Below are 14130 nucleotides of genomic sequence, written 5' to 3'. Positions count from 1 at the left end.
TATTCTTTGTAACAAAGGATTTCATGTATATCCGCTAAGAAGCTATTCGACTATTATAGCGTAAACGAACTAGGAAAAAACAATTTTATTTTTACTTTGTTTAACCAATAGACAAAGTAAATCTGATGTGTTAGGATAACGGTGTAAACGATTTCTTAAACAAACTCTTTTAAAACTTTTGAGGAGGCATTTATCACATGGCCTATTTTGAATCCGTTAATAAGATTGCATTCGAAGGTAAAGATTCCAAGAATCCATTTGCTTTTAAACATTATAATCCACAAGAAGTTGTCGCTGGCAAGACGATGGAAGAACACTTCCGTTTCGGTATGGCTTACTGGCACACATTAACTGCAGGCGGTAGTGACCCGTTCGGTGCTGAAACAGCAGTACGTTCATGGGATAGCTACTCCGGTCTGGATAAAGCGAAAGTTCGTGTGGAAGCGGCTTTTGAATTTATGGAAAAAATGAATCTGCCATACTACTGTTTCCACGATGTAGACGTGGCTCCAGAAGGCGCATCACTGCGTGAATTCTACAGCAATATCGATACGATCGTTGATTTGCTGGAAGAGCACATGAAAGCAAGCGGCAAAAAGCTGCTGTGGAACACAGCTAACATGTTCTCCAACCCACGTTTCATGTTTGGTGCAGCATCCACTTGCAACGCAGACGTATATGCTCACGCAGCAGCGCAGATAAAAAAAGGTCTGGAAGTAGGTAAACGTCTCGGTGCAGAAAACTATGTTTTCTGGGGTGGTCGTGAAGGTTACGACACATTGCTGAACACGGACATGCAACTGGAGCAAGACAACATTGCTCGTATGTTCCATATGGCTGTTGACTATGCAAAAGAAATCGGCTTCGACGCTCAGTTCCTGATTGAGCCTAAACCTAAAGAGCCAACAAAACACCAATACGACTTCGACGCAGCAACTTCCATTGCGTTCTTGCAAAAATATGATCTCGACAAACAGTTCAAACTGAACCTTGAAGCGAACCATGCAACGCTGGCTGGTCACACATTTGATCATGAAATCCGCGTAGCACGTATCAACGGCATGCTCGGTTCCCTGGATGCGAACCAAGGCGATCTGCTGATTGGCTGGGATACGGACGAGTTCCCGGTTGATATGTATGATGCTACTCTGACCATGTACGAAGTGTTGAAAAACGGCGGTTTGGGCAAAGGTGGCGTAAACTTCGACGCGAAAGTTCGTCGTGGCTCCTTCGAACCTGAGGATCTGTTCCTGGCTCACATCGCAGGTATGGATACGTATGCGAAAGGTCTGAAAGTCGCTTCCAAGCTGATCGAAGACCGTGTATTCGATGAATTCATCGAGCAACGTTACAGCAGCTTCAACGAAGGCATCGGTGCAGAGGTTGTTGCAGGTAAAGCAACACTTGCTTCCCTCGCGGAGTATGCTTTGAACAACGAAAACCCACGCAAAAACCAATCCGGACGTCAGGAATTGCTGAGAGCAAAGCTTAACCAATACATCCTGGCTGACTAATAATAGTCATAGAGGAAGAGTAGATTCATGTCCGAACGAACTGCCTATGATCAGATCATTGCCGCAGATAAAGCAGGAATCATACCTCTTCCTACTCGGTGCAAAAGTATGTTGCACCCTGGACGTTGAATAAGCGTGACATTCAAACCGTCCCCGCTTTCCTCTGGGAAGGCGGGGACGGTTTGTTGTCATTGTTGGCCCCCGAGTTGCCCCAAACGAGTACGTTTGTACCGTTTGAAAGCAACGTTACAAGGGGCATGTAGAAACGGAGTGAGCAGAAAGGACCCAGAGAAACGAAGTGTTCGCATTTACAACTGGATTTCACCCTTGAAAAGGGGAAAGTGAGGAAATCCGGGGGTAAGGGGCGATCGAAGGGTTTTCTGCACATAGAGTGGCTCAGCATGCCGAGCACCAACGCTTTATGTTTTTAAATAAACCAATGACGATTGAAATGTCATTGTTGGCCCCCGAGTTGCCCCAAACGAGTACGTTTGTACCGTTTGAAAGCAACGTTACAAGCGGCATGCAGAAACGGAGTGAGCAGAAAGGACCCGGAGAAGCGAAGCGCTCGCATTTACAACCGGATTTCACCCTTGAAAAGGGGAAGTGAAGAAATCCGGGGGTAAGGGCGATCGGAGGGTTTTCTGCACACGGAGTGGCTCAGCATGCCGAGCACCAACGCTTTATGCTTTTAAATAAACCAATGACGATTGAAATGTCATTAGCCCCCGAGTTGCCCCAAACGAGTACGTTTGTACCGTTTGAAAGCAACGTTAGAAGCGGCATGCAGAAACGGAGTGAGCAGAAAGGACCCGGAGAAGCAAAGCGCTCGCATTTACAACCGGATTTCACCCTTGAAAAGGGGAAGTGAAGAAATCCGGGGGTAAGGGAGATCGAAGGGTTTTCTGCACACGGAGTGGCTCAGCATGCCACACCTAAGGTTTCAATCCTGTATAAACGAAAGGAGTATACTTATGAGTTATGTAATTGGCGTCGATCTCGGAACGAGCGCGGTTAAGACCGTTTTGGTGAATCGTGAAGGCAAAGTGGCATTTGAAGCATCGGAGGCCTATCCGTTGTACCAGCCTAAAGCTGGATATAGTGAACAAAATCCAGAGGATTGGGTGGAGCAGACAATTGTGTCGCTTCGCAAATTGCTGGAAGTATCTGGCGTGCAGCCTTCCGAGATTGAAGGATTAAGCTTCTCCGGGCAGATGCACGGGCTGGTGTTGGTGGATGCAGAAGGCAAACCACTTCGTAATGCCATCCTGTGGAACGATACCCGAACGACAGCACAGTGCCGCCGGATTGAGAAGGTTCTTGATAGCAAGTTACTCAGCATTGCCCGGAACCGTGCATTGGAAGGGTTTACGTTACCTAAAATCTTGTGGGTGCAGGAAAATGAACCAGAATTGTTGGATCAAGCGTCTTTGTTTCTGTTGCCAAAAGACTACGTACGTTACCGCCTGACTGGCGATTACGCGATGGATTATTCCGATGCAGCGGGTACGTTGCTGCTGGATGTGGCAGGTAAACAATGGAGCACGGAGATCGCATCCGCATTTAATCTGCCGATGACGCTTTGCCCGCACCTAGTTGAATCATTCGACGAAGTCGGCACCTTGTTGCCTGAGATTGCAGAGCAAACAGGCTTGGCGCCAGCAACCAAAGTATTTGCTGGCGGTGCCGATAATGCCTGCGGTGCAATTGGCGCAGGCATATTGAGTGAAGGACAGACGATGTGCAGCATCGGTACGTCCGGAGTTGTTCTCTCGTACGAAGAACGAAAGGATCTCGATTTCGAAGGGAAAGTGCATTTTTTTAACCATGGTGAGAAAGATGCCTTCTATATTATGGGTGTGACGCTGGCAGCAGGATACAGTCTCTCCTGGTTTAAAGACACTTTCGCAGCGGACAAATCATTTGATGCTCTTCTACAGGGCATTGACCAGATTCCGGCAGGAAGCAACGGTCTGTTGTTCACGCCATATATCGTAGGGGAGCGCACACCTCACCCGGATGCGAATATTCGCGGCAGTTTTATCGGCATGGATGCAGGGCATAAGCTGGAGCATTTTGGACGTGCTGTAATGGAAGGCATCACCTTCTCGTTACGTGAGTCGATTGATATTTTGCGTGGTGCAGGCAAGACGGTCAATGAGGTGATCTCCATTGGAGGCGGAGCGAAGAACGAAGCTTGGCTGCAGATGCAAGCGGACATTTTCAATGCAACGATTGTGAAGCTGGAGAGTGAGCAAGGTCCGGCGATGGGGGCAGCTATGCTGGCGGCTTATGGCAGTGGCTGGTTCCCGACAATGCAAGAGTGTGCGGCGGCGTTTATTCGTCCAGCGAAATCTTACGTACCAAACCCGGAGACAGTAGCGGTATATGACGGTTTGTTTGCCCTTTATCAAGAGGTGTACGGACAGACACGCGGCTTGAATGATCGTTTGGCGGCATATCGTTAAATCGAAGGTTTCATAAGTAGTCCGTATTCAAAAATAAACTGAATAGAAGTATCCTGATCCAAAAGCATTCGCGTAAGCGAGTGCTTTTTTTGTGTTAGGTGTGAAGTAAATCCCGAGGTGGCTATGCCGGAACACTTGCCCTGCATAACCGGATTCCAGCTTAGCATAGATTGGATATAGAGGGTTTGCGTCTAAAAAAAACGGAAGCATGGGGGTGTGGGGTTGGAAGAACAGGAGCAACACGAACGGGAACAGGGCAAGGAACAACCAGTTAGGAATAGGCCGCATATCACCTTATCCATGATTGTATGCAACGAGGAGAAGCGATATCTTAGGCAGGCACTTATGACACATCGGGCATGGATTGATCGGGCTGTCATTATTGATGATGGAAGTACGGATGGGACGGCTGCCATGTGCAGAGAACTTTTACACGGTATCCCTCTTGTACTAGTGCAGAATCCGGTCTCGCGTTTTTCTGATGAAGTGAGTCTGCGAAAGCAACAATGGGAGGAGACCCTTTCAACTAACCCGGAATGGATTCTTAATTTAGATGCAGACGAGGTTTTAACGCCGGATTTTGGTGTTTTGAGGGATGACCTCTTAAGTGGATTGGAAGAAGCGATTTACTTCCGTTTATATGATATGTGGAGTGAGACTGCGTACCGGGAAGATGTGTACTGGCAGGCTCATATGTATTATCGACCTTTTCTAGTCAAGTATCGTCCCGGGATGGTCTATGAATGGAAGGAAACACCGCAGCATTGCGGACGATTCCCGTTGAGCATTCAGCATCTGCCCTATGCCTGTCACACCCCGCGAGTAAAGCATTATGGCTGGGCAAGAGAAGAAGACCGCGTTCGCAAATATGAGAGATACCAAACACTGGACCCCGAAGCAAGGTATGGCTGGAAAGAGCAATATGAATCGATATTGGATGCAGAGCCTCGGCTTATTCCATGGTCTGATTAAGGGAAGGAAGTGAGCATCATTGGTGAAAGACCCGCTAGACAGCAAAAACAGTAACAAAAGTGTTCAAGGTGAACCACAAGCGGATACCATACCCTCCAAGTCTGAGAAGGAAACAGGGCAAACGTTAAGGATATCACAAGAAAAAGAGAAACAAAAAGGAAAAGAGCTAGAACACAAACAAGAGCAAGGCCAAGAGGAAAAACGAATACAGAAGCAAAGGGAGCAGTCCAAACAAATGACAGGGCAAAAGGGGGACCAACAATTACAGCCACAACAAAAAGAAGCACAAGAGGACATGAAAGAGAAAGAGGGAGAGGGAGAGAACATCCTACCAAGTACCCATGGGCGTATCCTTATTGCTAGCCCTGTGCGGCAGACAGCTGCCATTCTGAATGAATTTCTGAATTCCCTGCAGAGCCTTGAGCGAAAGACGGTGCGTACAGACTATTTGTTTGTAGATGATAATGAGGAGGAAGTCTCCTCCCAAATGCTGAACGATTTTGTACTTCGACATAACGGTAAGGTGATCCATGTTCGCGATATGAATGGTACGGAGAGTGGAGACGCGGACGATCCAGGGAACTACAACAAAGATGAAGGTGGTCACTACTGGAGAAACGAACAGGTATGGCGAGTGGCCAGGCTGAAAAATAACATTTTACAGTACGCACGTGAACATCAATATGATGGCGTGTTTCTGATCGATTCCGATCTGGTGTTGCACCCTCGAACGCTGGAACAACTGGTATCGAGTCAAAACGAGATTGTATCCAATATTTTTTGGACCAGCTGGCAACCGGGAACAAAGGAAATGCCGCAGGTATGGCTTCAGGATGAATATGCACTTTATCGGCGGGGGGGTTCAGCTCTCGAAGCAACAGAGGCGCAGGATGAGGACGCACAGGCGAGCGCCTTTCTAAACCAGCTACGTATTCCGGGTTGTTATGAGGTGGGCGGGTTAGGCGCTTGTACTCTAATTCGGCGATCTGTACTTGAAGCGGGAGTGAATTTTGACCGTATTCCGAATGTTTCTTTTTGGGGAGAGGATCGTCATTTCTGCATTCGTGCTCAGGCGTACGGGTTTCAACTGTTTGTGGATACCCACTACCCAGCCTATCATATCTATCGTTTGTCCGATTTACCGGGGGCGGCGGCCTATAACCGCAGAATTAAACGAGGCGAAGAGGGAATTCGAATTAGCTTATGTATGATTGTAAAAAATGAAGAAACTTCCCTCGCCAGATGCCTGGACTCCGTAAAAGGAATTGCCGATGAGATCGTCATTGTGGACACAGGTTCCACGGATCGTACAAGGCAAATTGCGGCTCAGTACACCGACTGTATTTTCGATTTTGAGTGGGTGGATGACTTTGCGGCGGCGCGTAATTTCGCCTTCGACCAAGCTTCCTGCGAATATATTATGTGGCTGGATGCCGATGATGTGTTTGAACCGCAGGATCGCGCCAAGCTGATCGCATTGAAACAGTCGCTTGATCCGGCTGTGGACAGTGTAACGATGGATTACAACCTCTCCTTCACGCCAGAGGGCAAGGTCTCGTATAGTCTACGGCGAAATCGTCTGGTGCGGCGGGATCGCCAGTTTCGCTGGATTGGTGCAGTGCATGAATACCTTGCTGTAGCAGGCAATTTGCTGCATAGTGATGTGGCTGTGACCCATAAGAAAGATAAGGTGTATACAGATCGAAATTTGCGAATATATCGCAAACGTGAACAGGCCGGTGAAGACTTCTCACCGCGTGACCTCTATTATTTTGGCAATGAACTGAAAGACCATGCTTTTCATGAGGAAGCCATAACTTACTATGAGAAATTTCTGGACACCGGACTGGGATGGGTGGAGGATCGGATCGCCGCCTGCCAGAAAATCGCGGATTGCGAGGCAGTACTGAAACGTCCGGAACGGGAATCAGCCGCGTTGTTCCGTTCCTTTGCCTATGATTTGCCTAGAGCAGAGGTGTGTTGCCGACTGGGGGGATATTTTGCAGATAGAGAAGACTATCGCCAAGCTATATTCTGGTACGAACAGGCTGTGCAGGCGAACCGTCCAGGTGATCCGATGGTTGTACTGAATGAAGCCGCATGGACTTGGATGCCGCATCTGCAATTATGTGTATGTTATGATCGAATGGGCAATCGAGCGAAAGCGAAGGAGCACAACGATATTGCCCTAACTTATCATCCAACTCACCCAAGCATGTTGTACAATGATCGATATTTCAAGGATTTGGCGAAGGAAAGTGTAATGGAGAACGCATAGAGTTTAGTTTAATGGGTTTGAATAGCGATACATGATCAGCACGTTAGTTGCCATAATGCATGTAATGCACGGAAATGTTGCATGTGTAACTCCTCCTTTTCAAAAAAACTAGAATGAATCCCAAGGTTAAAAGAGTCCACCTCTTCGCGATGAAGAGGTTTTTTGTTTCTATTTTAAATACCAAAATTAAGGTAGTGTGCTCACAGGGGAGAAAATCGGCAGTGTTATAAATGAAGAATTTAAGTAACAAGCGGTGAAATTTATCCGAAACATAAACGAAGGCGCTTGGGGATCTCGCGGAAGAACTTAATATCCCGAAGGATAAGTTTGTGGAAAACCCTCGCTCAGAGTTTTCTTTGGAGAATGTATCTCGGAGTGGATGTTAAAATGTCGGAGCGGTTATTACATTACGTTAATGGGATTCATGGTGCATGGGTAATTGGCTCCGACTTTATTCTAACGATCACAGGAGAGCTTATTTCAAGACTTTTGGGGGTTTGAAAATTCTAATGATCACCACAGACGCTATTTCGCCAAAAATGGACAAAATCGGGTGAAATCATAACTAATTTGAGTAAATAAGCTCTCTGGAGATCGTTAGAAAATAAAAAGTGGCTAATCAGGCCAAATAAGCTCACTGGTGATCGTTAAAAGATTTAAATGCTATAATGCTATGCCTAAACCGAATCGGCTTTCATAAATTGCAACCACATAATGAAAATGTCTTGATGTCTTGATGTCTTGATGTCTTGATGTCTTGATGTCTTGATGTCTTGATGTCTTGATGTCTTGATGTCTTGACACCACTGGTGGACTTATTGTTGCTTTGTTTAAATTCCCTAACTTCACATCAATACGTCCACAGTTCCCTAATATGGATTAATGTATTTCATCCAATGGAGCATATGCATTACAATAGTTTTTAACGGAAAAGCAGTGTACACCAAGACGGGTCCTCGGCTACCGAATCTGAACGAAGTAAGGGAGTGAATGGATATGAATCTGACAGAAGTATTACTCGAATCCAGACTGGTCGCAATTGTACGTGGCATAAGCCGGGAAGCGGCGGTGACAGCTGGTCAGGGGATGACCGAAGGCGGCATTCGTCTAATGGAAGTCACGCTGAATACACCGAATGCGCATCAGATCATTGCTGACTGGCGCGAACGTCACGAAGGACAAGCCTATGTCGGCGCAGGCACGGTACTCAATGTGAGCATGGCGAAGGAGGCCGTGTCTGCAGGGGCACAATTTTTGGTATCCCCCAATGTCGATCTGTCTGTCATTGAATATGCTGTAGAACACGGTGTTGAGATTTGGCCCGGGGCCATGACGCCTACGGAGATTGTTGCTGCGCATGAAGCAGGAGCACGGGCTGTTAAGCTGTTTCCTATGGCTAGTCTGGGTATTCCATACCTGCGTGAAATCAAGGCGCCTCTCGATCACATTCCACTGCTCGCAACGGGTGGTGCGACGCTAGAGAATATCGCTTCCTATTATGAGGCAGGTGCAGCCGCAGTAGGCTTGGGAAGTGCACTTTTGCCGAAAGAAGCTCTGAATTCAGGAGATAGTGCACAGATTGCAGAGCGAGCGAGAGCATTTGTGAAGGCGGCGACAACGAGAACAGACCGGTAGACTGAGGTTAGGTAACGGTAAGAGTAAAGGCAGTGGAGTAGAGGTTTTAATTTAAGAACAAATAAGTAAATTAGGCGTAATGGGGTATATATAAAAAGAGTTTACACGGTTAATCGTTATAACAAACAAAAAGTAGAGATCATTTAACGTGTAGTTGATCCTGTTATCGTATGATAAGCGTATGTCAGTAGCCAGAGAGGAGAGAGGCCTTGTGAAAGCGAGAACGATGATTGGCGGTATGTTGGCAGTGGCCGCTGTAACTGCGGGTGGTTTATGGAAGGCGGCGGTAAAAAGCCAGACACCCAAAAAAATTCCGATTACGTTAACACCGCCGATGCCTTTTGAGGATATTACCTTTGAAAGTGGAGGGGGACAGGTGCAAGGTTGGTTCATTCCAGCGAGACCCGATGTTCCTAAGCCCTGGCCGCTCGTAATCATCGCACATGGCTGGGGTTCCAATCGTTCTCGTGTATTACGCTATGCACGCCCCATCTGGGAGGCCGGGTATGCACTGTTTATGTATGATGTACGTAGTCATGGAGCCAGTGATCCTGTTCGTGCTGCATCGGCCTATCTGTTCAGGGACGATCTACTGGCTGCGTTGACCTATGTATCAGGCCGTTCCGAGATTGATCCCGAAGCTATTGGCGTGTTGGGGCATTCCTTAGGTGGACTGGGGACGATTCTAGCAATTACAGAAGGCATTCCAGTTTCCGCCGTGGTTACCGACTCCATGCCATCCCAATTTCAGGTGATCGTCAGTTCGGAACTGAGACGCCGGCGCCTGCCGCTGTTCCCACTGGCACAGTTGATCCCCCGAATCTGGTTTTGGCGGTTAGGTGAGTCTTTAAAGACTTATCAGCAGAATGATGCCGTAATGATGCTGAATGAGCGGCGAAGAAGCATGCAGTTGCCATTCCTGATGGTACACTCCAAAGGGGATAACTTTATTCCGCCGAGTGAACTGGAATATTTTATGTCCAAAGCCGATCCGCCGGTAGAGCATCTATGGGTTAACAGTGAAGGACACAGTTGCTCAGAGGAAGACCCGGCTTTCTGGGACACGGTGATTCCGTTCCTGAAAATGCATGTTCGTTCTGCTCCAGAGCGAGTTACGCATGATGAAGCTACAATAAATCAGGACGGAACAGATATGCATCATAGTGCAGGTTGATAGATGGAAACGCCAACTTGATTGGCGTTTTTTTGTTGTGTTTTTTCATTATACAGAAATTCACAATTGTAAAATTACCCGGAAAACAGCGATTAAAAAGGAAGCTTATGGTATCATAGATTAGAATGGCAAAATTCATGCGAGAGTATTTATGATGCATCCTGCATGAAATTGAAGGGAGAGGTAACCATTTTGAGTTGGGATTGGAACATGAATGGAAGGCTAAAAACGTTCACAGCCAAAGCCGCAGCAACAGCAATGGCAACTCTGCTGTTTACGACACAGGTACCGGGTTTGACGGGGAGCGCATCCGCTGCTCAGGCGGGAACTGGCTCAGTGAATGAAGCAGTGTCGGGGGAAAACGATCAACTAGACGTAACAAGCAATGACGTGCCGGAGGGTGCAAAAATTTCATCCAGGCAAGCCGCTGATAATATATTAAAGCTGTTTCCGTTATTAAAAAAAGCGACGATCTCGTCTGCTAATTTCGATGTATCCAATTCCTACCCACCGCCGGATTACAAGGTATGGGATATTGGATTTCAAATTGTACAAGGTAATCATTCCATGGGATTCAGCGCGAATGTGCATGCAGGTACGGGGGAAGTCCTAAGCGTACATTTGCCATCTGAATTTGTGGAGAGTCAGCTGTCATCCGGTTCAGATGTTCAACTTACCAAGGAGGAAGCTGAAAAAACAGCTTTGGAACTGCTACATCAGGCAATTCCTGAACTACAGGAAGGACAGTATGTGCCGCTAGGAGACACGGTTTCACCTGTGGAACAACAAGCGTTATTTGGCCGCAATGAATATCAGTTTGTCTATAACTTAAAACATGATGGCGTCGTGTCGGATGCAGAGACAGTCTACATAACTGTGGATGAGAGAGGTCAAGCCACATCGTATTCACGTTCGACCATCTCGGCGAAATATCCTTCCTCCAAGCCGAAGGCCTCGGAAGAGCAGGCCAGACAGGTATTTGAAGATGGATTTGATGTAGAGCTTGCCTATATCTCCAAAGAACAATGGTCATCCAGACAAGGGCAAAAATATGTTCTCGGTTATTTGCCCAAAGGTGATAGTATGGGGCCGATCAACGCTAACACGTTAGACCGAATTGACGTGATGACAGGAAAAGCCGTGGACAAGAGCAGTTCACAACAAAATAAAAAAGTAACAGGCAATGGGCCGGCATTTGTTGCAGCCAGCGGTCAGCGCTTAAATGTGCAACAGGCAGTAGAGCGGGTTGCAGCCAATTTTGACATTCCCAAGGATTACAAACTCGAACACAGTCAATTAACCAAAGGTTACTATGGCAATGCGAACAGCCAGGTCTGGAGTCTGAGCTGGAGCAATCGTAATGCAAACATATCCTATATGTTCATGCGTGATATTTCGGCACAGGTCGATGCGGTTACCGGACAGGTCTACAGCTACAATTTGATACAACGGGTTGGACCAGAGATGGGGCAGGAAAAACCTTCTCAAGAGAAGGAGAAAAAGACGGTTACTTCAACACAGGCCGAGAAACTTGCGATGAATACGATCATTGCCGCTGTACCACAAGCCAAAGAGCAGTATCAACTGGCCACAATGATAGAAGCAGACGATGCTCGTACATTTGTATTTCAGCGTTATTTGAACGGAATTCGGGTTCAGGATGACACGGCACAGGTGCAGGTAAGGAACAATGGGGATATTACTGAATTTTATACACGCTTGGCGGCATCTCCTGAGCAACTACCGGCAGATATTACACCTGCAATCTCTTACGAAAAAGCTAAAGAACTCTATCTGAAGAAATATACGTTAACGTTGAATTATGCTCGTTACGGTGGGTTCGGTTTGGGTACTAGTGAACCTGTACCTGTGGGGGTGAATTTGGCTTATGTACCTGTAAGCGGTAAGAAATCTCTATACAATTTGAACGAATTGCTGGATGCTAATACAGGTCAATGGTTCTTCATGTACGGTCTAGACCATGCGGCATCTCAGATTGAACCGACAGATATTGCGGGTCATATTGCTGAATCAGCTTTGCGTAACATGACCAAGCATAAGGTGTTGATTGCTGACGAGCAGGGACGTGTATTTCCGGATCGGGTCATTACCCGGGGAGATTGGTTCAATTATCTGGCAAGAGCAATTAATCCGAACATGGACATGTACTATAACAGCGAGAGCAATGAAAAACTTTTTGCTGATGTAACGATAGAAAGTCCGGATTACAAGGCAGTGAAAGTCCTTATAGATCAACGATGGATCGGTGGAGCTGACCCTGAGAAGCAGCTAAAACTTGAGGAAGAAATGACACGTGAAGAATTGGCGGTCTTGCTGATGCGTATTCTACGTTATGAGAAGCTCGCTGGATTCTATATGCAGCCGTCAGATTTGCCTAACATTGCCGATGCCGGTGCGATCAACAATAAGGGTGCTGTTTCTCTGAGCTTGAAGCTTGGCTTGTTACCTTCTATTGAGGGAAGATTCATGCCTGCGCGCAAAGTAACGGTAGCTGAGGCATCTCAAGTTCTTGAACGACTTGCCAAGTTGCAAGGGAAGACGGACACGTTCATGACGGGTAGCCGCCTTTATTGATTCCAGGCAGGCTGAACTGCATTAATGTGTACGAATCTGTACGCATGCAAAGCCACTCATAATTTGCTCCAGGAAGACATAGGATGAAGTGAAGCGGCAAACATGATGACTGCAACTAAAGTTCAAGGGGCCTTCCGAGAAGGTCCCTTTTCCACTTGATTCCACTAAGATTGGAAAGATACAAGTTGAATTATTCTTTTACACGTTAACGAAGTGGACTGTGTGAAATTTTTAATTCAACTTATATACAACAATGAAAGCAAGACCTTTTATGATACAATAGGGCATGAGAATGCTACGAAGAAGGGTGGGGTCCTTTCATGGGTAAGAACGGTAAACGAGTGATCACCATGTTGCTGGCAGGCTGTCTTGTTGCCGCTTGGTTGCCGCGTACAGTTGACCTGGATCAATTGTATGCAGCGTCAGGCACGTCCGAACTATCTACAGCGACGGATTTGCGTCAGACACTGTTGAATGCGATGTCGCAGCGTACAGAGAAAGTGGTGTTTACCTATAAGGGGAATGTGAAGGGCCTCAAGAAACAGTTGCAGACCTCTATCGATGAAGCAATGAAGAGTGATCCTTATATTCAATATACAGTGAAAAGTTATGCGTTTAACTATAAAGGCTCCAATACATCGGCCGAGGTGGATGTGACCCTCTCTTACCGGGAAACGAAGGCGCAGACCGATTATGTGAATCGGAAAGTAGCTAGTGTGCTCAAAGAAATTATTAAACCCGGCATGACGAGTCATGAGAAGGTTAAAGTTATTCATGATTGGATTGTGCTGAATCTTGCTTATGATACTTCATTACAAAAATATACGGCTTATGACGGACTTGCGACAGGCAGTACCGTATGTCAAGGATACTCCTTGCTTACTTACCGCATGCTGGAGCGGGTAGGGATTGAGAATCGCATCGTCGAAGGTCAAGCAGGCGGGCAACTTCATGCCTGGAACCTGGTGAAGCTGGATGGAAAGTGGTACCATATGGACACGACGTGGGATGATCCAACACCTGATCGCAAAGGCGTTGTGAGTCATAGCTACTACTTGTTAAGTGATAAAGAGATGGTGCGTGACCATGTCTGGACAGGCAAAAACAAGTACCCTGCAGCCTATGCACCTTACCGTGATGCTCTGCTTAAACTGGCGAAGACGGACGGAAACAAGCAGGAGGTATACCAAAAGCTGTACCATGCACTGGAGTATTCTCTGTATAATGAACAGGATGCAGTCAAGGAACGCGCAGTGCTCAAAACCAAAGTTCAGGGTGTGCTAAATGAGGGCGGAACTTCGTTAACCTTCAGATATAAGGGCACAGAGAGCAGTTTGATCGAAGATTTGCAGGATCTGTACCAGCTGGGTATGAAGTCTATCTCTTATTTTGTCTCCAAGATGGAAGATACAACAGATCTGCGTGTCAAAATTAACTGGACCTTGTAATAGAGGGCAGGAGCATATAGTCTGGTTCAGGTTCAGTGGCGTCAAA

9 protein-coding genes are annotated in these 14130 nt (G+C 46.8%); all 9 read left to right on the top strand.

Annotation, left to right across the window (positions count from 1 at the left end; translation table 11 throughout):
* The first annotated feature begins 197 nt into the window (after positions 1–197).
* The 9 genes from xylA to MKY23_RS23885 all read left to right on the top strand — a co-directional run bounded on the left by xylA (position 198) and on the right by MKY23_RS23885 (position 14084).
* Positions 198–1514 carry a xylose isomerase gene (gene xylA / locus MKY23_RS23925; protein ID WP_090924454.1) on the top strand — a complete coding sequence of 439 codons (1317 nt, stop codon included), beginning with the start codon at positions 198–200 and terminating at the stop codon, positions 1512–1514.
* A gap of 391 nt (positions 1515–1905) precedes the next feature.
* Positions 1906–2124, top strand: coding sequence for a hypothetical protein (locus MKY23_RS23920; RefSeq protein ID WP_339832693.1), 219 nt, complete (start codon positions 1906–1908; stop codon positions 2122–2124).
* A 364-nt stretch (positions 2125–2488) separates the two neighbouring features.
* Positions 2489–3982 (top strand): xylulokinase, encoded by a 1494-nt coding sequence (gene xylB, locus MKY23_RS23915; RefSeq protein ID WP_339832690.1) that lies wholly within the window; start codon positions 2489–2491, stop codon positions 3980–3982.
* A gap of 216 nt (positions 3983–4198) precedes the next feature.
* A complete protein-coding gene (locus MKY23_RS23910; protein ID WP_339832688.1) occupies positions 4199–4954 on the top strand; it encodes a glycosyltransferase family 2 protein in 756 nt (251 codons plus the stop codon).
* A gap of 22 nt (positions 4955–4976) precedes the next feature.
* Positions 4977–7232 (top strand): glycosyltransferase, encoded by a 2256-nt coding sequence (locus tag MKY23_RS23905; protein ID WP_339832686.1) that lies wholly within the window; start codon positions 4977–4979, stop codon positions 7230–7232.
* Positions 7233–8228: 996 nt separating this feature from the next.
* On the top strand, positions 8229–8867 hold the full coding sequence (locus MKY23_RS23900; RefSeq protein WP_308723217.1) for a bifunctional 4-hydroxy-2-oxoglutarate aldolase/2-dehydro-3-deoxy-phosphogluconate aldolase: 639 nt from the start codon (positions 8229–8231) through the stop codon (positions 8865–8867).
* A gap of 211 nt (positions 8868–9078) precedes the next feature.
* Entirely contained in the window at positions 9079–10041 is a 963-nt protein-coding gene (locus MKY23_RS23895; protein ID WP_244159466.1) for an alpha/beta hydrolase, read from the top strand.
* A 210-nt stretch (positions 10042–10251) separates the two neighbouring features.
* A complete protein-coding gene (locus MKY23_RS23890; protein ID WP_339832681.1) occupies positions 10252–12636 on the top strand; it encodes a YcdB/YcdC domain-containing protein in 2385 nt (794 codons plus the stop codon).
* Between the two features lie 320 nt (positions 12637–12956).
* Entirely contained in the window at positions 12957–14084 is a 1128-nt protein-coding gene (locus MKY23_RS23885) for a transglutaminase domain-containing protein (RefSeq protein ID WP_339832679.1), read from the top strand.
* Positions 14085–14130: the final 46 nt, after the last annotated feature.

Source organism: Paenibacillus sp. FSL R7-0272, from assembly GCF_037969905.1.
In the GTDB taxonomy this organism is placed as follows: Bacteria; Bacillota; Bacilli; order Paenibacillales; family Paenibacillaceae; genus Paenibacillus; species Paenibacillus polysaccharolyticus.
This window is presented reverse-complemented; position numbering and strand designations above follow the sequence as displayed.

What these genes read in the sequence shown, in the direction of transcription:
- xylA (WP_090924454.1), top strand. Translation starts at nt 198, where the DNA reads ATGGCCTATTTTGAATCCGTTAATAAGATTGCATTCGAAGGTAAAGAT.
- xylB (WP_339832690.1), top strand. Translation starts at nt 2,489, where the DNA reads ATGAGTTATGTAATTGGCGTCGATCTCGGAACGAGCGCGGTTAAGACC.
- MKY23_RS23900 (WP_308723217.1), top strand. Translation starts at nt 8,229, where the DNA reads ATGAATCTGACAGAAGTATTACTCGAATCCAGACTGGTCGCAATTGTA.
- MKY23_RS23890 (WP_339832681.1), top strand. Translation starts at nt 10,252, where the DNA reads ATGAATGGAAGGCTAAAAACGTTCACAGCCAAAGCCGCAGCAACAGCA.
- MKY23_RS23885 (WP_339832679.1), top strand. Translation starts at nt 12,957, where the DNA reads ATGGGTAAGAACGGTAAACGAGTGATCACCATGTTGCTGGCAGGCTGT.